This is a genomic window from Mesorhizobium sp. WSM4847 (genome assembly GCF_055811335.1).
The window spans coordinates 1-18,779 of the sequence record NZ_JBVVPY010000037.1 but is presented as its reverse complement, the minus strand read 5'-3'; the positions used below and the strand labels follow the sequence as shown (position 1 = coordinate 18,779).

The window sequence follows — 18,779 nt, the reverse complement described above, 5'->3', positions numbered from 1 at the left end:
AACAGCGATGTAAACCTCGAAAGTGGTCCCGGCGCCCACCTGCTCGGCGGTGATCTCGTTCAGCCGCCAGCTTACGATGCATAACGCACCAGGGCTCGCAAGGGCTTGTGAACAATCTCGAACCATTTGCTCACTTCCAAGCGGCGTCTATACGACCAATATGACGCGTGGGACCGCAGCCTGACAATGTCCTGACACACAATCGAAGCAGCTCACTGACTGGCCTATGCCAGGATGACCCGAGATCCCGGGACAGCGCTTTGGCTGCGAACATTTCATTGCGATTGCCCGCGATGATTTGGAACATCTCAATACGTTGATGATAATCAGCTCCTTGGGAGCCCTGATTTACTGGACAGATCGAATGTGGCACTGAGTAAATTGCTATCTGGCCGTGCGCGCACATACCGCCCTGGCTTCCTTGCGCGGATGTTTCCTTCCGGAAAATGGAAAGCTGACCCTGGACCCCAAGCTGTCCGGGCGCATTCGGCTGAGCCAGGGTGGCGATGTTGATCTCAGCTGCCTCGATATCGTGTCGGTTTCAACCAGCAAGGCGCTGCTGTGGCATACCGTCGAGATCCGCGCACGCGGCAGAACGGACAATCTGCCGAGTCTGTCGGGGGACGCGTCCGAGCAACTGGCCGCAGACCTTCATGCGTTCATCAACACCCATCTCTTCGACCTCATCGGCACAGAGACGGATCATTTGCTCGATGTCGATGCCAGGCTTCGGGAGATCATCGAAGACAACAGACAGTATCTCGCGCAGGCCGATCTCGGGCGGGCCATCGCCAGCGTGCCCGGCAGCGCCGCTGCCGCGCTTTCTCACCCGCTTCTGGATCCACAATTGATGCCGGCCGGACTCAAGGCGTCCCTGCCGGCTTCGTTCGCCATGCTGACCGACCCGGGCGTTCGCCACGCCTATAATGAAGCATTCGTTGCCGCGGAGTTGCGCAAATTCCAGCCATTTTTCGACGATCTCGACGGGCGCTCCTTTTCCGATCAGCAACGCGAAGCCTGTATCCGTCTGGAGGATAACAATCTCCTCGTCGCCTCGGCCGGGTCAGGTAAATCCGCGACCATGGTCGGCAACGTGGCCTATGTCCTGGAAAGGCAGCTCTACCGGCCCGATGAGATCCTGCTTCTGGCTCTTCAATAAGAGCGCAGCAGATGAACTCAGGACCAGGATCGCACGACAGCTACAGATCGAGGAAAGCGCGCTGGAGTGCCGCGTCACGACGTTTCACGCGCTTGGACGGGGCATCATTAAGGAGGTCGAAGGACGCCCGCCCCAGCTTGCCAACTGGGTGGAGCATCCCGCCGGCGAAGCCAGAGTCATCGAAGAAATCGTCCGGCAGCTAGTACCTTTTCACAGTGGTTCTGACTCTTTGACCACTTCCGGATACCGGAGTGGCCCATGTCACCGACACGGGGTCCGGTTCGCTAGCTCAAGGCGACTCTAACGTTCCATCATCAATCTGCGGGTTTTATGACCCCGGGCTTGTTCCTGCCCTTTGGGGAGGAGTGCCCTCACATTTGCAGACCGTCAGCCTTGCTAAGCCTTCGGCACATTTCGACCTTAACCCGGCCCCCGCCTAGAGACGCCTCAAGAAGGTGCAACAACCAGCCTTGAGAATGGGGCACCAAAAAAGCTTCCAACATGGAAACTCTCCCTTCTGCCCCTCTTCTGAGGGCTGCCCCGAGATTTGGTGATTGCTGTGCGCAGCGTCAAGCTGCCGCATCGGGTTCTTTAGCCGGTAGCTCGGTTGGCGCGCTGCAGTGCTCTTCTAGCTACCTCAAGCCTCGCCTCATCGCCCCCATAGTCCTCCCCAACAGTGCCCGACGAGTGCCCGAGAACAATATCTTGGTCAGACTTGCTGACGCCAGCCAAGCGCAGCCGATCCTTCATCAGGTGGCGAAGCGAGTGGGTGGTCGCCTTCGGGTCGACTACGCAGGCCCGCACATGCTTCCCCAGAGCGGCGGACGCTGAGGATGCACCTTTGGGCCTACCGTAGGTCGGGAACAGCATCGCCGCGTCGCCTGCCGCAGCTTTGGCTTCCTTCGCAGCTTCCAGCGCGTCCCCCACCAAGGGCACGTTGCGGCGTGAGACTGCATTCTTAATTCGGCGGTCGTCGTGCCATTCGACCGTGATGTGCGGAATAGCGTGATCAAGGTGTATGTCTGTCACTCGGAGGCCTGACACCTCAACCCGAGTTCTGCCGCGAGCCTCGCGACATCACCGATCGTTGAGCCATCAGGCTGCTGGCGCAGGAAATCGCGGATAGCGTCCGCGCGTCGGCAGGCCTCGTCCCAGCGCTGCTGGTCCACCTCATCGGGAAACGGTTCGGTCATTTGCCTCACAACACGGAGATCAACGTGGTGAGTCCTGATTCTCGCATTAAGTGCAATATGTCGCCTCGAATTCTCAAATTAAGTACACAATCTCAAATTAAGTACACAGCTAAGCCTCTGAAATAATTGACTTAGCATTCTCTAGTGCAGTGTGACAATTGTGGCCTAATTCGCTAGAGTGGTTTTTCGCCCCCAGCCGGAACCGATCCCTGAACATGCAGAGCTGCAACCTTTCTCAGTGCGATGCTGAGCTCGTCATAGGTCGGTCCACCAAGACAAAGGCGAATTCCACTTTCATCGCTTTCCTCTGATAAGGAAAGTGCAGGCTCGGTGACCAGTATACCGTTTTCGCGGGCGGCGCTGGCAAGAGCGATGGCCGCCGCGCGGCGTGTCGGGAGGAACATATGGAACCCGCTGCCAATCCAGGCATCAGTTATGGAGCTAAAGACTGAAGCCGCTAGTTTATTCCTCGCGACCGCTTCTGAATGTGTCATCGTCGCGATATGGGATGCGACTCCATCCACGACCCATCTGTACATGACAAGACTTGCGATCGGAGAAACAGTGGAACCCTGCGCGTGGATCACGCGCAGGAGATTACCTAGTTGGTCAGACGGTGCGATGAGAATACCGAGTCGCATGCCAGGCGTTAGAATCTTAGCTAAACTGTTGATATAGTATGTTCTTTCAGGCACGAGATCGAGAAAACAGAGGTGATCTCGAGCGGAGAAGGCAGAGTATACGTCGTCTTCAATGATCAATATATCTCGGTGCCTGCAAATTTCCGCAATATCCTTGAGGCGCGATCGCGACATCGTCTTGCCGGTTGGATTCTGCGCCGTCGGGTTCGTGAATAATATTAGACGCTTCCCCTTCGCCGCGACCTCGTGTGCAATCTTATCTAATGCAGACGGTAGAATGCCCTCAAAATCAGTTTTTATGCCGAATAATTGAAGGCTCAATAGCCCCGCGATCATCTGGAGGCCAGGGAACGGAAGATCGTCTGTCGCTATGCAAAGGTCTGGCGCGAGCAGCGCTGCGAGCACAATTGAAAGTGCTTGCTGGCCACCATTACAGAGGATCATCCGCTCGGCGTCGACGGAGGCACAGTAACGTTGCAGCCATCCTGCGAGTGCCAGACGATGCTGAAACATTCCCTGCGGAGGCGCATATGCTCCGAAGGTCTTGGCATCAATCGCCGACGCTAGCGAAGCCAATGTCCCACTTAGCAACCGGTCCGACATAATGTTCGGAGGCACGTTCACGCTCAGATCAATAGCCTTGGTGATCGTGAGATTTTTTTTGGTCGCGAACATGCCGCGACCATGGACAGATGAGGCGAGGCCTTGGCGCTCCAGCAGGCCATAGGCCTTGGTGACCGTTCCCAAGCCCACGCCTAGTTGATAGCTCAAGTCCCTATGCGCTGGGAGCCTGGCGCTAGGTGGGATTTTGCCACTGCTCAGATCCTCCGCGATCGCGGCTGCGAGGCGCTGGTAGATCGGCTCACTACCTACGGTGAGTCGTGGTTCCCAAGGCGATTTCAACTGCATCTGGCATCCAAAAGTGTCACGTGACATAATAATGATAGCATAATAAGTGTCCCATCGTGTAGATCCTATGCAGCAGAATTTAATAGTGGATCATATGCGTGAAGATTATATGCAACCAAGATGATGGCCATCTTTCAAGAAAGCATGGATATATTGATGCGAGGCTGCATAGTCTTAGCAAGAAATTTTCCGACAAGCGTGATAACCATCTGGGATATCCTTACAATCTCGATTTTGACCCCGAGCCAATCTCTCAATTCGACAAGTTTTTAATTAATAATTTAGGTGATCCATATGTCGGTTCACACTATGCGACCGAGGTCTGTGACTTAGAGCGAGAGGTGGTCGACTGGATCATGCGGGTATGGGAGTGCGCCGATCCAGAAAAATATTGGGGGACTGTGGGCGCGAGCGGAACTGAAGGCAATCTATGGGCCATATACCTTGCGCGCGAGACCCTTGATAATCCTGTTCTGATATACTCCACAGAGGCGCACTACTCGCTTCCAAAGGCTGCAAAAATCCTCCGGATCGAGGCTTTGACGTGCGGGGCCGATTGTTCCGGTGCCATCTCTCCAGATGCTCTTTCTGAGGTTATCCACGCAAATCGTCATCGCAGCATCATTCTCGCACTGACCTCTGGGACGACGATGAAAGGCGCACACGACGATATCACGTCCTGCGTCAGCGTTCTGGACCGCGTCGGGATCGATCCGAGCCGACGCTTTGTTCACGTCGATGGCGCCCTGAATGCAATGGTCCTTCCCTTTGTCGATGGCTTACCGAACTGCATCCGTCCCTCTTTCCGGCACGGGATCGACAGCGTGTCAACCTCAGGTCATAAGATGATCGGCACGCCAATGCCCTGCGGTATCCTTGTAGTTCGTCGTGAGCATGTCAGTCGAGTGGCTTCCGCCGTCAGCTACTTGCGCTCAGATGATACGACTCTGATGGGATCGCGCAACGGCCACGCCGTTCTCGCGATCTGGAACCGGGTGATGCGGCTTGGCATAGCCGGTTTCCGCCATAATGCCCGAACCTGCATCGAGCGTGCGGAAGGCCTCGCAGCAGCATTTCGTTCAGCGGGCATCCCGGTGTTGCTCAATCCATGGTCCTTGACGGTTGTATTTCCGAAGCCATCCGAGAGGCTCGTCAGCGAATACCAGCTCGCATGCCATGACAACTCCGCCCACGCGATCGTTATGCCAAACGTCAAAGCTGATCTCATTGACCGCTTCGTCGGTGCCTATACCGCAGAGTGGCGCTGCAATTCTCGGCAAAAGGTGTCTTCATGAACGCTCACGCGCGGCCGCTCTACAGCGGCATCGAAGCGCCCGGCCGCTACGTTCACCATCGTTTTGATCGATGCATCACTAGTGACATCAAAGCTCTTACAACTGACAATTGGCATGGCCCGCTTTATATCGTGAAGGATTATACGGTGATCGCTGCCTTCGCGTGGCTGGTCATTGGGGTCAGCTGGTGGTTCTATCCTCTCGCCGTGATAATGATCGGAGCCCATCAGCGAGGAATCTCCACCATTCTGCACGATTCTGCGCACGGTGTGCTGACAAAGAACCGTCTGCTGAACTTCCTGCTCGGCACATTGCCAACGGCTTGGCCCATCTTTCAACGCCACTTTGCCTACAAGGAATCACACGTCCACAGCCATCATCCCTTTCTGGGAAGAGCCGACGCCGATCCTGACCTGGAGTTCTTCATCGCGGAAGGTGTCTTCACACCCCGAACGGATCGTTCCTTCGTCTGGAAGCTCATCATCCTGCCCCTGCTTGGATCGAAAACCTACGCCTATCTGAAGTATCTGGTCCGCAGCAGATATCAAATAATCCTCAATTCCCTCTCCGGGAAGGAGAGTTCAGTGCGGGTGAAGCGCGGAGAAAAGTGGCGTTACGAGTTCGATCGCTGGGGGTTCTACGCGTTCTGGGCTTGTATCGTCGTGTACGCTTTGATCTATGGCTACTTCTCGGAAGTCGTCCTTCTCTGGGTCGTCCCCTACCTCACCTCATTCCACATTATCGGCTGGTTTATCGAGATGTCTGAGCATTGCAGCTCCATCGAAAATCAGACCGTGAACCTGCACATGGCTAGGAACCGCCGCAGCTGTAATATCGAGAAGTGGCTGACCGCGATTAATAACGACAACTACCATCTCGATCATCATCTCGACCCGACAACCCCGTTCTGGCGCTTACCCGAAGCACATGCCATCCGCATGGGGGACACCGTCTATGCGGCGCACTGCTCCGAAACGGGTGGGATATTCCAGCCTGGCCCAAATGGTGAGCCTTCGATCCTGAAACTGATCCGCGACCAGAACCGGAAGCGCTTCGCCCAGTCTGAATGCCGCGCCGAGAAGTATCCAACTCCCGGAGAGATCCAATGTTGACCAAACCAGAGAAAAATGACCCTTCAGCACGATTGGCGCCAACGCCACACCTGCATCCGGAAACGGCAGTGTTGCATGGCGGCTATCGCTATGATCCGGCGACCCTTGCTACAACTGTACCGATCTATCTCTCGAATGCTTATGCATTCGAATCAATTGATCACGCATCGGACGTCTTCGATCTCCGACGCGAGGGGCGCACCTATTCGCGGTTGATGAACCCGACAACGGATATTTTCGAGCAACGCGTTGCGGCTCTGGATGGTGGCGTCGCCGCCTTGGCAACCTCGTCGGGGCAAGCCGCAATTATGCTTGCAATCCTAAACATCACCGTAGCCGGGGACAATATCGTAAGCTCCACGCACCTGTATGGTGGCACAATCAATTTGCTGGCCAGTACGTTTCAACGGCTCGGGATTGAAACCCGCTTCGTCGATCCAAGCGATCCCGAACGTTTCCGCGAAGCCTCAGATCGCCGAACGCGCTGTTGGTTCGGCGAAGCGCTTCCCAACCCCAAGCTCAGCCCTTTCCCGATCGTCGAGGTCGGGGCGATCGCGCAGGAACTCGGAATTCCGCTGATCATCGACAACACGCTGACCCCTCTTATCTCCCGCCCTCTCGAGCTTGGCGCCCACATTACCGTGCACTCCACTTCCAAATATATCAGCGGCCACGGCACGACGATTGGCGGCATTATTGTGGATGGGGGCACCTTCGACTGGGCTGCCTATTCCGAACGCTTTTCGTTGATGACACGTCCTGACATCTCGCACGGTAACATTCTTTGGCTCGATGCCGCGCGCAATCTGCCCGGCCCCTACGGAGCCAGCCCGTTTCTGCTCAAGATGCGCAATACGCTCATGCGCGATTTCGGTCCCTGCCCGTCGCCATTCGCATCTTTTCTCTGTATCCAAGGTCTGGAAACGTTACCTTTGCGAATGCCTCGACATTGCTCCAATGCCCGCCAGCTAGCCGAGTTTCTCATGGCGCATCCTGGCGTTCTCGACGTAACATATCCGACTTTTGGCGGGATTGTTGAACGGCATCGCGCCGAGCAGAACATGGGTGATCATGGTGGCCCGATGCTCGTGTTCGAGATCGCTGGCGGCATTGAGGCTGGGCGCCGTTTTATCGAGCGGTTGCGACTCGCCTATCACGTCTCAAATATTGGCGACGCGAGAACACTCGCCACGCATCCAGCCTCGACGACACATGCTTCGGTCCCGCGCGAGGCGCGCCTTGCTGCCGGAGTTCGCGATGGAACAATCCGGATTTCTGTAGGACTTGAGCACATTGAGGATATCATCGCCGATATCGGGCAAGCTCTTGAGGGCACCTGATTGTGGCCTCGCTGATAAACAGCGGCCCCGCGTTGGTGTCATTTCCGACCGCCGGACAGAGGACGGCGTCGGGTATGAGACCGTACGCGTTCGTTATCTTGAAGCCCTGCGTACGACCGCAGGTGTCTTACCGCTAGTGATCCCGTGCGGACTGGTGGAAGGGGATTTGCGAGTCTGTTTGTCAGTCCTCAATGGCGTACTGCTGACCGGGGCGGAGTCGAACGTCTCGCCCTCATTTTACGGGGGCCCAGAGGCTTGTCCAAAGACGCTTGATCTTGACCGGGACAGGACAAGCTTTGCTGCGATCAAGATTGCATTATCATCGGGCATTCCCCTGTTCGGAATCTGCCGTGGGCTGCAAGAACTCAATGTCGCACTTGGTGGCAGCCTCTCAAGCAACATCTCGGAAGGTGAAGGTCGGATCACTCATGTGGAAGACCTCTCTCTCCCACGCGACCTTCAATACGCCCCCTTTCATGCAATTCTAGCCGAAGGCCACGGCCACATCGCCCAATGCATCCGCCGCTCGCAAAAAAATCCAGTCTTGGTCAATACCCTGCATCGGCAGGGGATCGCGCGTTTGGCGGATGGCCTTGCGGTTGATGCGCGATGCGTGGACGGCGTTATTGAAGCCATATCGGTAAAGGACACGGCAACTTTTGCTGCCGCCGTACAATGGCATCCTGAATGGTTTCACGTTGAGGATCTGCTCAGCGTCGAAATCTTTCGTGCATTCGGCGAGGCCTGCCGCTCGCATATGATAGAAACAAAGTGACCGCCATGAGAAATGCTTATCTTTCATCAATCCTTGGGGCCGGTTTCGCTCTCCTTGCAGCTCTGTCCAATGGAACCGTCGGCGTTCTTTCGCGGTCCGCTTTCAAGGAAGGCCTCGATCACACTGCAGTTGCATTTTGGCGTTGCGCCATTGCGTTTTCGCTGCTCTCGATCATCATCCTTTTAAGGTCTGGAGGTTTAGCCCGACTAGTCTCAGTGTTCACGGGATCGTGGAAGATCGCCGTCTGCTCCGCGCTTGGCATCTTCACACTTTACCATTTCGAAACCCAAGCTTTCACGTATGCACCGATCCCGCTTGTCGCCATCCTTGTTTTCGCTGGCGGCCTTGGTGCAATCGCGCTCGACATCCTCATCTTGAAGGAAAGGGTAACGACGCGAAAGGCGTTCGCCATGACCATGGTCTTTCTTGGAGGCTACTTCGTGATTGCTGGGGACGGCCTGATGACCGGAAGCATTATCGGTGTCAGCCTCGCCCTTATCGCGGGTCTAGGCTACGCCAGCTTTATCTTCGCCTGGAAATTCTTTAAGCTGCGCTCATCCCTAGAAACCTTCTGGTGGTTCCTGGCTTATGGCCTCGTTATGCTCGCTGTTCCCTATGCTTGGAGCGGAGCACCAATCCCGTCAGTGAACGCGCTGCCAAGCTTGCTAGCACTGGGGGTTATCCCCTCGTTCTTTGGGTTCTACTGCACAATTCTCGCTCTTCAGCATATCGAGGCATACAAGACGCAGGTCATCGAATCGAGCGAGCCGTTCTTTTCTGCGCTCTTCGCAGCCGCCCTCTTCGGCGAATGGCTGACAGGTCCAGGAATGTTTGCAGCATTGGCCATTATCGTCGGGGCGTTGATTACATCCATGCCAGAGCGCCGTGCCGTCTCTATGCAAGTACGCCCAATTGGCGAAGAGGATTAGGGCAACGTGCTTATTATCTTTCCGAGGACCAATATGCTCATGAAAGCGCGGGCGGGTTATGGCGTGGACAGATGGTGCCCTGCTTCGACACACCAGAACGGCCGAAACGAATAATCGCTGGCCTTCGCAATGTGGGGTTCGAACGGATTCTAGCGCCGAAGCCGATTACGTCCAGGTCCCTGCAGACAGTTCACGATCCAGGCTTCATCCAGTTTTTAGAAGTCGCCGAGCGCTGGTGGCACTGTCGTTGCAGGACCCGCCTGGCGAGACGACGCACTGGACCGCCGACATGATGGTGGCCGCAGCCGGCATCAGCGCCAGCGCGGTGCGCCGCATCTGGAAGGGCGCACGGGCTGCAGCCCAACCGCTGGCGCCAGTTACCAATGATGCGCAGTTCGTCGACAAACTGCGCAATGTCGTCGGCCTCTACGTTGATCCGCCGGCTCACGCCATCGTGCTGTCGGTCGACGAGAAGAGCCAGATCCAGGCGCTCGACCGCAGCCAGCCCGGCCTGCCCATGAAGAATGGTAGACCCACCGAGAGGATTGTTGGATTGAAGAGGGCACTTCGTTCATCCGGCGGCTTGTTCATCATCCCAAGTGGCCAAAATCTCACTTTGATTAGCAAGGGTGTTGAATACGTACTTCTTGGCATTGGGCACGCTTTCTTCCAGCGACGCCCCAAGCGCAAGAGAGGCGGCAAATGGGTTTTGATCAGTGAGGAAGCGTATTATATTACATATGAAACGTAATATTAATTCAATGAGTTGGAATTGAGTGATAGAAAGAAATAGATAATATGGATCGTTAGAAAGCACTAATAGAAGATATCGCGCGCGAGTATTTGGAACATGCTCGGTGGCAGGAGAGCGACTTCCCCATATGAGAGGAACGCGATGTATTTCGGCTGAGAAATCCATTCTCATCCAAATAAATATTGCGTCAATAGTCGATGAGCGAGATGCGTATTATTATTACTAAGTACAGAATCTGGCAAGCTCTCTTATAATACACACCGTTAATTGCGCCTCCGGTGAGCAGAAATTGTTATGCTGTGGCCATCGTTCCAATTTAACGGGGGAGGCATTCTGAGGGCGGCCACACTAGATCTCAAGAAATATAGCTATCACCGGAGAGCGGTATGCTGAACAATACCATCGCAAGAAATTCATTGCCGAGTATCGATCTTCTGTATGATTATGGACCGTTCTTGCGATTGAGCGAGTCTGAAGGTGGTATTGGGAGCTTTGCTCAAAACAGCCGGCGCCCGCGGGTTGGCATTGTGGGCGCCGGCATCAGTGGCTTGGTGGCGGCGACTGAACTTTTGCGCGCCGGAATAACGGACATCGTGCTATTTGAGGCGCGGGATCGTATGGGTGGGCGGGCTTGGTCACAAATCTTCGACCCGCGCGAACCGCATCTCATTGCCGAGATGGGCGCTATGCGCTTTCCTTCCAGCGCAACCTGCCTGTTCCATTATCTGGACAAATTGAGGATAGATACCGCAGCTTCCTTCCCCGATCCGGGCATCGTGGATACCGAGGTGCACTATCGAGGTGCGCGTCATTTATGGCAGGCCGGCGAGTCTCCGCCGCCACTGTTCAGACGCGTTCATCAAGGATGGCAGGCTTTGATAAGCGACGGTTACGTGCACGAAGGGATTCAACTGCCCGCACCGGCGAAGATCACAACTTTGCTTCGGTCGCATCGCTTTGACCAAGCTCGTGACGCATGGCAGGCCTGGCTAGATTCGTTTCGCGACATCTCCTTCTATTCGGCCCTCGTCACCATCTTTACCGGACCGCAGCCACCAGGGCGCGTACCTTGGAAAAGGCCGGAAGATTTTGAGCTTTTCGGATCGCTGGGGATTGGATCTGGAGGCTTTTTACCTGTGTACCAAGCCGCGTTTACTGAGATACTGCGTCTAGTAATTAACGGGTACGAGGACGATCAGCGCCTGATTATGGGAGGGATCTCCCTGTTGGTGAAACGGTTGGCTGAACAGGAGCTTAACGGTGTGAGTTTGCGGCAGCGTGTCCGCTACGGTCATGTAAGCCGTATTTACAAACAGGGCGGTCAGATTCTCGTGACATGCGCAGGAGGGCAGGTCGTGCCTTTTGACCGCGTCATCGTCACTACCAGCAATCGAGCTATGGAGCTGGCCCATCGTCTCACGGCGGATGGAACCTTTCTTACTAACGAAGTTTTGCGAGCGGTCAGAGAAACTCACCTTACCGGCTCTTCCAAGCTGTTTATGCTGACGGAAAACAAGTTCTGGTTAAAAAAGGGCTCGCCGACAACCATCTTGTCAGATGGCCTTGCCAGAGGGGTTTACTGCCTAGACTATCAGCCAGATGATCCGGATGGTAAGGGCGTGGTGCTGTTAAGTTATACATGGGAAGATGATGCTAACAAAATGCTTTCCATTCTGGACAAAAAGGAACGGTGCCAGCGTCTGGTCGATGATCTGGCCACCATTTCCCCTGATTTCGCCCGTCATCTAGTCCCGGCTAACGGTGACTATGAACGTCATGTCCTGCAGCACGATTGGCTGATGGATCCATATTCAGTAGGTGCCTTCAAGCTCAATTATCCTGGTGAAGACATCTATTCAGAACGGTTATTTTTCCAATTCGCTACCGCAAAAAGACCGGAAGAAGACACGGGCTTGTATCTCGCAGGATGTGGATGCTCCTTTACCGGCGGGTGGGTCGAGGGCGCGGTACAAACGGGCTTGAATGCCGCATGTGCTGTTATCCGCAGCAGTGGCGGCCAGCTCTTGAGCGGTAACCCTATTGATTCGATGAATTCCGCTTATCGATATTGAGAACCGGTAAATTTAGCGTTCTTTAGAAAAGGCTTCTTAAATGTTTGCAACGTCCACACTCGAGGAGATTTGCAATCAAATACTGGCCGGGAAAACTTCGGCGTTGGATATCAGGGAATCGGCACTTTAGGGCGCAAAATCCATGGTCGACCGGTTAGGATGGGATTTCCTGCGCTGACAGGCGCGGGATGCAGTAGCATCGGTACTGGAACCGCCGCAACACCAAAGCGGCCAAGCGCTTGCTGACGCGGCTGCTGAAGAAGCAAGGCGTCGCGCCGAAGCGCATGATCACCGACAAGCTGCGCTCCTATGGAGCAGCCAGGCGACAGGTGATGCCGGACGTCGAGCATTGGTCGCATAAGGGATTGAACAACCGTGCCGAGAATTCGCATGTGCCGCTGCGAAAACGGGAGCGGATTATGCAAGGCTTCCGATCACCAGGAGCACTGCAACGCTTCGTTTCGATCTTCTCGGCTCTGCGCAATCTCTTCGTCCCGCCCCGCTCAAAACGCTCCGCTCTCGCTACACATATTCACCGCCTGCAGGCCATGGCGGAATGGAAAGCCGTGGCCATGGTCAGCTGACATCAGCGGCTGCAGGTCTCAACGCGTGTATATGCAGACAACGTGACATCCCCCTCATCCCGTTGAAACGGGACGACAGCCCCGGAAACTCAGCGAAATGAGTCAATTGTCGGCGGCCCTTGCTGAATGCAGGCTGCCGGAAGAGGGAGCAACTTAACCAACTTTGACCTATTAAGGGCGCGGCGACGCATGGCTATATTTTGGGCAGAGCCATAGGACGCGGCCTAATGAGTACCGTCGTGGCGAAGCCAGAGCAAGCGTATTGGATGGGTTCCCGTCCTGCGGTTGCTGACGGCATGAGCACAGGCCTGCTCGACCAGCCGCGTCGGATAGCTTCGCCACTTTGCCCGACAGAACAGTCGGCTTTCAAAACTGGTTTCACGGCGTGAAACACGATTGCTCCCTCCTTCGCGTTGTTCCCGAAACGCAACGGCCAAAGCTTTCTAACCTGACACACTCCTGAGATAGGCGATGACGTTTTTGAGGTCCTCGGGATTCTTGAGGCCAGGGAACCCCATTTTGTTCGCCGGGACTTTCGCCTTGGGATTGGCCAAATATGCCATCAGGTTCGGCTCATCCCATACGAGGCCCGCTGCGCCCGCATCCTTCATGGCTTTCGAGTACGAATAGCCCGGGACGGTGCCAGCTGTCCGGCCTACAACGCCTTTCAAGGTTGGCCCGACCTTATTCGCGTCGGTATCAGCGCTGTGGCAGGCGGCACACTTTTTGAAGACTGTCTTTCCGGCCTCGATATCCTGAGCCCGGGCGACCGGAGGCAAGCACGCCAAAACCATTGTGGCGCCGACGAACAGATATTTCACGCGGGAATTCCCCGATTGAAGGTACGGCAGGCGGTCGATATGTTTATAAGCCATGATCCAATCCTCGCTTAAAGTACGTTGCTCAGGCAGCCGTAAAGAAGCTCGTCGACTCACTCGGCGTAGATTTCGCCCTTGGCGTCGATGCGCAGCTCGTATTGAGGAATATTGGCCGTCGACTGGTCCCAGATCTGCTACCTTTCTCAAATGTGTGTTGTGGTCGGGACAACTAAAGGAGTGGTCATCTGCGTTGTAGTTCCATGGAAAGCTCTTGTGCGGGCGCGTGGTCGAGAATCTGACAATGTCGCGGTCCGGCCCGCGCCGTCTGGTACTGACGTCGAGGGTTCGTTCGGCTTCAGCCTGTTCGATGGGTATTCGACGAGTGCCAGCCCCAGTGCAGACTTTGTCTGAGTCTGCGCAGGCAGTTCCACAGGTATGGCCCTTCCTGCATCGGCAAACGTTCCTCCTCTTAGAAATTGACGGCGGCCGATGTCAGGCAGCTTGTTGCAGCAATTCATGCGTCCTACCCATTAGGCGAAATGTTATCGCAAATAGCTCTGCAACGCTTGTGCCAACCGGAAAAGCCGGCGATTTCATACAAAATGCGAATGGGATCCATTTCCGAGGAGTCGCAGCCAAGGCCCCGCAGACCCATATCGCAAATCGTCTGTCAGCGGTCCTCGACAGCTCGCAAAGATTGGTCGGGTAGGCGCGCTGCACCCGCGAGAAGAAGCTTTCGACCTGGTTGGTGTTCGTGCCGCCCTCGGTCTGGTAGGCCTTGGAGTGGTTCACTCGCTTCAGCTTGTTGACGCCCGCCAGGTCCTTGTAGCTGCCATGCTCGTCGGAGATCACGGTTCACGGTAGCTTCGCGGGAGACGTGGTCACGGACCGCTGCCCACCTCCGTCATCGTCGCGGATGCCGCGCGTGAATGTCTGGCCGCCACGCCTGAAGCAGTTCCAGAACATGAAGCGGCTGTGCGCCTTGGCGCTCAGGGAGCGCGGTCTCGGCCGGCGGTCGACGCGGTCTTCGGCCTTGTTCTCGGGTCGGATATAGCCGCCAGCGTATTGCCGTCGATCTCGACTTCGCCCTTGAGCACCATGTCTTCCCTGCGCCACGCGATCGCCTCACGTAGCTTCATGAGCATCACCCAGGCGGTCTTGAACTGCACGCCGATCTCGCGCGAGAGCTGGAGTGCGGCCTTGCCCTTGACCGAGTTCACCGAGAGGGGATGTCACGTTGTCTGCATATACACGCGTTGAGACCTGCAGCCGCTGATGTCAGCTGACCATGGCCAGGCGGAAGCATGCGTGCTGCGCCTTTCTTCGCTCCACACCCGCCCTATGCTTTATGGGACGAGGTCCGAGGGGAAATGAATGACCACCAATCAAATAGCCGGCGATGTCGTTGGTCTTCGAAGCAACTTCGCGGACCATCTGCTTTACACTCGCCGGTTTCGATAAAAGACACGACACGGTCCGGCAATTGACGTCGGAGACCTCTACGAACATAAAATCCGACAACGTTTTCAGCTTGCCGCGTCTACGGGCCGCCCGTCCTTCGCCATCTAGGCCAGCGAGCCTTCGCCCGACTCATCAACTTGGAAGGCCCCGATCTCCCTCCGAGGAACCCGAACGATATTGCGATCATAGCCCACCCCAGAGGGGCCATGGGTAACCTCTGGAGGTACCTGCCGCATCGACCATCGGTTGGAATAGAAGAACTGCTCGGTTCCAAGAAACAGGCGCGACATAGATATCCATGGAACCGTGATCAATCCCTCCGCCATTAGTTTTGAGAGCACCGCACCGCAACCATACGCGCCGATGGCAAAAGTGCCGTTGATCTCTTCTTTGATCGCGTGGAAGTAGGCGAGGATGGGGCCATCGATCTGCTTAGCCGGATAGTCCCCATCGACGGCGAAAAGAATCGTACTGCCTCTATCTTTCGGCTGACCGATGCGGTTTGCGAACCCCATAGCACTCTTTGCATTTGCAGTGCCGATCGAGCTCGAGAAATTGGAAATATGGCGGCTGCTGTCCTGGAAGATCGGCAGAATTCCGAAACCCTGCCCAGATAGCAGTTTGGCCTCCACTGGTGTGATGGTTTTTGGCCTCGCGGATCTCGCGTAATACCGAATGACCGTGGTCACCCCCGATCTTCGCAAGAAAGTGAGAAATTTCCGGCCCGCGTTATTGTTGAGACGGACGCTGACATCCGCTGCGGACCATCCGTCCGCCTTCGCGAAGTCTTCACAATAGGACATGGGCTTTCCCGCTACAACGCGCACCACCGACTTCGCTTCCGCCGACGGAATCTGCGGTATTCACATATTCAACGAGCGTGCTGCTCCTTCTGGCTGAATGCAGAGTCTGGCATACGGATCAGGGCAAGACGCGCAGGTAGTAAGGTGAGTCGCTCGGCGGGCCGAAGCGGCCGAAAACCTGCGCGATGGTGGACTGCGTATCCTTGTTTGACAGATTCAGGCACGCCTTCAGCAATGTTGAGGTGACGGCGAAACTGCCAGGGCTTCCACCATCGAAAACGGCAAGGCAGGTTAAAGATAAATAGATTTTCGCGGAGTCGGATTGATCTAGGATGAAGCAATTGAATGCAGTCGGTTCGCCGTATCTGCTCAGATAGACACTGATGGGCTTCGCCAGATCGACGCCTGCTTTGTCGCCGTCGGCAGCATCGGCGCAAATTGACGCAAGGGTACTTGGCAAATCCGCAACGGCCATCGTGCGGTTCAGGGTCTTCGAAGCCGTGGCGGCCTCCACCTGGTTCGGCACCATCTGCATGGCATTCTGCCACGTACTAGGATCCAAGTTCAGAATTGAGCCTTCGGACAGTTTCTGGATCAAGGCTGAGCAAATCCTCTCCGCTTCGAGCGGGCCGCTGCTCTGGGCGCCGATTACCAGGAAGAGGCCCGCAGTTGTTTCTGCGATGGGGTTCATAGTTGCTTTCTTAAAAAAGCGAGGCCGGAGTTCGTCGGCACCGCGGGTAGCCGGACCTGATCTATGACGCTGGCGAGGTTCCTTCGAATTGACACCGTCGGTTGGGTGCGCTGCTGCTTTCGAGACCAATCATGAGGATCAGACCTGGGGCGTGATGTCTGGTTGCGGGGTCGAGCCGCCATTAAAGAAGGTCTTGGCATTCGTAAACTGCTCGGTGGCGTTCTTATTCACGATCTCCTGGAAGTTTTTGTAATCGGGGCCGCCTTTGCGGATCCGGCGAGTCTGAACGATGTTGGTAACCTCGTTATAGCTTATGTCGACGTTGACGTATTGTGTCGACAAGCAAGAAGATTTTAGGTCAAGGAAGTACTCCTTAAACTCGATTTGCCGCAGAACAATTGCTCCGTAATCGTAATATCCGCCTGCCCCGTTATCGATAAGGTAGCTTTGGTAGGTGCATGTCAGAGCCTTGTACTGCTTCGCCTTGCTGTTGGCGCTGAAGGTCAGGTTGCCCATCCCAGTGAGGAAGGACTGGAAATCCGTTAGCAGAGACGCCCCGTCAGTGACGATCGCCTTCGCGATCAAGGAGAGGAACGTGGCTGAAACGGAGGTGCCAGCAAGCTTGTTTGAGTAACCTTTCTGTTTTTGCCGTCCCATCGAAAGATCGGGAATGTTGCCCACAACGTTCGTCCAGGTGTTGATGTCAAGTTTTTCCGCATCAACCTCAGGATAATGGGTATGCATGTAGTCGTGAATGAGTCCTCCTACAGCCAGAAGATTGTCCTGATTTTCACTCATGATGCCGCTGTACGCCGGGTCATCGGTCTTCTGACCAATGAGGTGAAACTGTACTGTTCCTTGATCGTTGGCGATCGTGTCGTCACTGGGGGGCGCAGCACCTGTCTGGGCCAAAACCAGGGGCTTGGCGCCAAAAAACGCGCTCGCCGCCTCATAGTTCTTGTCCGAACAGCTCTGTTCATGCCCTTGAAAATGCGCCGCGACCGCGTTCAACATGCTTATCTTCCTTTGTGAGCGTTGCTGTGAAATTCGCAAAGTGCCTGGACTGCGTAAACGCTTGAGTATTAGGTGATCTTGCATGTCTTCACTGGCTGTATATCAGTTTGTTCCGATCCCCACCTTTGCGTCAGGCAGACCTTTCTCTGCGCGCCGCCATTTTGCGATAGCGCAGCGGCGAGAGCCCATGGATCGCCTTGAACGCCGTGGAGAAATTGTTGCTGTTTTCGTAGCCTAAGGATTCAGCAACCTCGGCCACGCTTTCATGCCCGCTTCGCAAGCGGGCGGCAGCCTCCATCATCCGGTAGTGCCGTAACCAGGTCATAGGCCCGCAGCCAAAGGCAGCCTCGAAGCGGTTGACGAGCGTTGTCTTGTTGGTCCCGGCTATGCGCGCCAGTTCGCTGAGGGCGATCTGCTGATCGACGCGCTGTGCCAGCAGATCGCAAGCCTTCTGAACGAGGGGGTCGGCTGAGAAGAATAGCGGTGCAGAACGCCGCGCGATCTGAGCGACGCAGGCGGTCAGTCTGCTCACAACTTCCTGCTCGATCAGTGGCCACAACAGGTAATCGGAATACCCGTCGGAGAAAACCGCCTCTCGGTCCAGCCTGTCTTCGGAAACCAGGGCTAGTTGCACCAGTCCGGAAGAGAGCTTCGCATGACCGTACCCATGTTGCTCCCATTCGCGGCAATCGATGATGACGATTTGCGCGCAGCGCCGCAACAAACGGTGCTCAAGGATATCGATCTGCCGCACATCGTTGGGCAGATTGCCGAAGATCCGAGAACTCGCAATTTGTGCCAAACACTTACCTGCCAAAGGGTCCGGGCCAAGATACGCGGCCAGAATCGATGCATGCACCTCGGGAACACCCTGAGAACATGGCCTGCGGAAGCCTTGACCCGGCCGAGCGGCGGTCGAAAAAGGTGGGTCTTGGTTTGTGTAGTTGGCTGTAAGTGTGAATGCCTTCTTCACAGCAGATGCTCGCTCGAAGTCAGCGCGCGTCGGTTTCACTGAGTTGGGACAGCGAAACCAGCATCGCGTCCCGATGGACGAGGGGGTAATGAACTGGCCCGGTCCTGAAGATGGTGCCAGACTTCGATCGCATCACGCTTCTTCCCTTGGCGAAGCATCAGCCGTTTGCCCTCTCATTGTCGATGGATGCGCCAGCTCTGTTCCCGCCGCCGCTGCGGCGGCAATCTTGTGGCGCAGCCAGTGATGCTCTGGGTCG

Annotated in this window: 18 protein-coding genes and 2 pseudogenes; 10 read left to right on the top strand and 10 right to left on the bottom strand. The window is 55.7% G+C overall.

Translation table 11 applies throughout. The features are described 5' to 3' along the window. Nucleotides 1–394 precede the first annotated feature (394 nt). Nucleotides 395–1,159 carry a UvrD-helicase domain-containing protein gene (locus AC0L28_RS32300; RefSeq protein WP_473482442.1) on the top strand — a complete coding sequence of 255 codons (765 nt, stop codon included), beginning with the start codon at nt 395–397 and terminating at the stop codon, nt 1,157–1,159. A gap of 591 nt (nt 1,160–1,750) precedes the next feature. Here AC0L28_RS32300 and AC0L28_RS32295 read toward each other — a convergent pair. From AC0L28_RS32295 to AC0L28_RS32285, 3 genes are all read right to left on the bottom strand, one after another. Then, nucleotides 1,751–2,188 (bottom strand): site-specific integrase, encoded by a 438-nt coding sequence (locus AC0L28_RS32295; RefSeq protein ID WP_473482440.1) that lies wholly within the window; start codon nt 2,186–2,188, stop codon nt 1,751–1,753. Further along, nucleotides 2,185–2,352, bottom strand: a complete 168-nt coding sequence (locus AC0L28_RS32290; protein WP_473482438.1) for a hypothetical protein — start codon at nt 2,350–2,352, stop codon at nt 2,185–2,187. Before AC0L28_RS32290 ends, AC0L28_RS32295 begins: the two co-directional genes overlap by 4 nt. A gap of 173 nt (nt 2,353–2,525) precedes the next feature. After that, nucleotides 2,526–3,902: an aminotransferase-like domain-containing protein gene (locus tag AC0L28_RS32285; RefSeq protein WP_473482436.1), complete on the bottom strand. Its 1,377-nt coding sequence runs from the start codon at nt 3,900–3,902 to the stop codon at nt 2,526–2,528. A 98-nt stretch (nt 3,903–4,000) separates the two neighbouring features. On the opposite strand from AC0L28_RS32285, the gene AC0L28_RS32280 reads away from it, so the two are divergent. From AC0L28_RS32280 to AC0L28_RS32240, 9 genes and pseudogenes are all read left to right on the top strand, one after another. Beyond that, nucleotides 4,001–5,197 (top strand): histidine decarboxylase, encoded by a 1,197-nt coding sequence (locus AC0L28_RS32280; protein ID WP_473482435.1) that lies wholly within the window; start codon nt 4,001–4,003, stop codon nt 5,195–5,197. Further along, on the top strand, nt 5,194–6,309 hold the full coding sequence (locus AC0L28_RS32275; RefSeq protein WP_473482433.1) for a fatty acid desaturase: 1,116 nt from the start codon (nt 5,194–5,196) through the stop codon (nt 6,307–6,309). Before AC0L28_RS32280 ends, AC0L28_RS32275 begins: the two co-directional genes overlap by 4 nt. Beyond that, complete coding sequence (locus AC0L28_RS32270; protein ID WP_473482431.1) at nt 6,303–7,649, top strand: O-acetylhomoserine aminocarboxypropyltransferase/cysteine synthase family protein; 1,347 nt, start codon at nt 6,303–6,305, stop codon at nt 7,647–7,649. The genes AC0L28_RS32275 and AC0L28_RS32270 overlap by 7 nt, the downstream gene beginning before the upstream one ends. Continuing rightward, nucleotides 7,594–8,424, top strand: coding sequence for a gamma-glutamyl-gamma-aminobutyrate hydrolase family protein (locus AC0L28_RS32265; RefSeq protein ID WP_473482430.1), 831 nt, complete (start codon nt 7,594–7,596; stop codon nt 8,422–8,424). The genes AC0L28_RS32270 and AC0L28_RS32265 overlap by 56 nt, the downstream gene beginning before the upstream one ends. A gap of 5 nt (nt 8,425–8,429) precedes the next feature. After that, nucleotides 8,430–9,353: a DMT family transporter gene (locus AC0L28_RS32260; RefSeq protein ID WP_473482478.1), complete on the top strand. Its 924-nt coding sequence runs from the start codon at nt 8,430–8,432 to the stop codon at nt 9,351–9,353. A 268-nt stretch (nt 9,354–9,621) separates the two neighbouring features. Then, a pseudogene (locus AC0L28_RS32255) lies at nt 9,622–9,885 on the top strand (IS630 family transposase); the annotation flags it as partial. A gap of 287 nt (nt 9,886–10,172) precedes the next feature. Beyond that, complete coding sequence (locus AC0L28_RS32250; RefSeq protein WP_473482476.1) at nt 10,173–10,238, top strand: isopentenyl transferase family protein; 66 nt, start codon at nt 10,173–10,175, stop codon at nt 10,236–10,238. A 255-nt stretch (nt 10,239–10,493) separates the two neighbouring features. Further along, on the top strand, nt 10,494–12,179 hold the full coding sequence (locus tag AC0L28_RS32245; protein WP_473482428.1) for an NAD(P)/FAD-dependent oxidoreductase: 1,686 nt from the start codon (nt 10,494–10,496) through the stop codon (nt 12,177–12,179). Nucleotides 12,180–12,391: 212 nt separating this feature from the next. After that, nucleotides 12,392–12,763, top strand: a pseudogene (locus AC0L28_RS32240) (IS6 family transposase); the annotation flags it as partial. Nucleotides 12,764–13,206: 443 nt separating this feature from the next. Here AC0L28_RS32240 and AC0L28_RS32235 read toward each other — a convergent pair. The 7 genes from AC0L28_RS32235 to AC0L28_RS32205 form a co-directional block, all read right to left on the bottom strand. Beyond that, complete coding sequence (locus tag AC0L28_RS32235; RefSeq protein WP_473482474.1) at nt 13,207–13,557, bottom strand: c-type cytochrome; 351 nt, start codon at nt 13,555–13,557, stop codon at nt 13,207–13,209. Between the two features lie 516 nt (nt 13,558–14,073). Continuing rightward, the gene (locus tag AC0L28_RS32230) at nt 14,074–14,433 is read right to left on the bottom strand and encodes a transposase (RefSeq protein WP_473482426.1); all 360 of its coding nucleotides are present in this window, start codon (nt 14,431–14,433) and stop codon (nt 14,074–14,076) included. A 137-nt stretch (nt 14,434–14,570) separates the two neighbouring features. After that, nucleotides 14,571–14,801 carry a hypothetical protein gene (locus AC0L28_RS32225; protein ID WP_473482424.1) on the bottom strand — a complete coding sequence of 77 codons (231 nt, stop codon included), beginning with the start codon at nt 14,799–14,801 and terminating at the stop codon, nt 14,571–14,573. A 345-nt stretch (nt 14,802–15,146) separates the two neighbouring features. Next, nucleotides 15,147–15,845, bottom strand: a complete 699-nt coding sequence (locus AC0L28_RS32220) for a glycoside hydrolase domain-containing protein (RefSeq protein WP_473482422.1) — start codon at nt 15,843–15,845, stop codon at nt 15,147–15,149. A gap of 118 nt (nt 15,846–15,963) precedes the next feature. Beyond that, the gene (locus tag AC0L28_RS32215; RefSeq protein ID WP_473482420.1) at nt 15,964–16,536 is read right to left on the bottom strand and encodes a glutamate acetyltransferase; all 573 of its coding nucleotides are present in this window, start codon (nt 16,534–16,536) and stop codon (nt 15,964–15,966) included. Between the two features lie 138 nt (nt 16,537–16,674). Further along, nucleotides 16,675–17,550, bottom strand: a complete 876-nt coding sequence (locus AC0L28_RS32210) for a hypothetical protein (RefSeq protein ID WP_473482418.1) — start codon at nt 17,548–17,550, stop codon at nt 16,675–16,677. 130 nt (nt 17,551–17,680) lie between these two features. Next, nucleotides 17,681–18,409, bottom strand: a complete 729-nt coding sequence (locus AC0L28_RS32205) for a helix-turn-helix domain-containing protein (protein ID WP_473482416.1) — start codon at nt 18,407–18,409, stop codon at nt 17,681–17,683. Nucleotides 18,410–18,779: the final 370 nt, after the last annotated feature.

Bases quoted from the DNA above. Each gene is read 5' to 3' on its own strand.
- AC0L28_RS32245 (WP_473482428.1), top strand. From the start codon at position 10,494: ATGCTGAACAATACCATCGCAAGAAATTCATTGCCGAGTATCGATCTT.
- AC0L28_RS32285 (WP_473482436.1), bottom strand. From the start codon at position 3,902: ATGCAGTTGAAATCGCCTTGGGAACCACGACTCACCGTAGGTAGTGAG.
- AC0L28_RS32290 (WP_473482438.1), bottom strand. From the start codon at position 2,352: ATGACCGAACCGTTTCCCGATGAGGTGGACCAGCAGCGCTGGGACGAG.
- AC0L28_RS32260 (WP_473482478.1), top strand. From the start codon at position 8,430: ATGAGAAATGCTTATCTTTCATCAATCCTTGGGGCCGGTTTCGCTCTC.
- AC0L28_RS32275 (WP_473482433.1), top strand. From the start codon at position 5,194: ATGAACGCTCACGCGCGGCCGCTCTACAGCGGCATCGAAGCGCCCGGC.
- AC0L28_RS32215 (WP_473482420.1), bottom strand. From the start codon at position 16,536: ATGAACCCCATCGCAGAAACAACTGCGGGCCTCTTCCTGGTAATCGGC.
- AC0L28_RS32220 (WP_473482422.1), bottom strand. From the start codon at position 15,845: ATGTCCTATTGTGAAGACTTCGCGAAGGCGGACGGATGGTCCGCAGCG.
- AC0L28_RS32270 (WP_473482431.1), top strand. From the start codon at position 6,303: ATGTTGACCAAACCAGAGAAAAATGACCCTTCAGCACGATTGGCGCCA.
- AC0L28_RS32210 (WP_473482418.1), bottom strand. From the start codon at position 17,550: ATGTTGAACGCGGTCGCGGCGCATTTTCAAGGGCATGAACAGAGCTGT.
- AC0L28_RS32235 (WP_473482474.1), bottom strand. From the start codon at position 13,557: ATGGTTTTGGCGTGCTTGCCTCCGGTCGCCCGGGCTCAGGATATCGAG.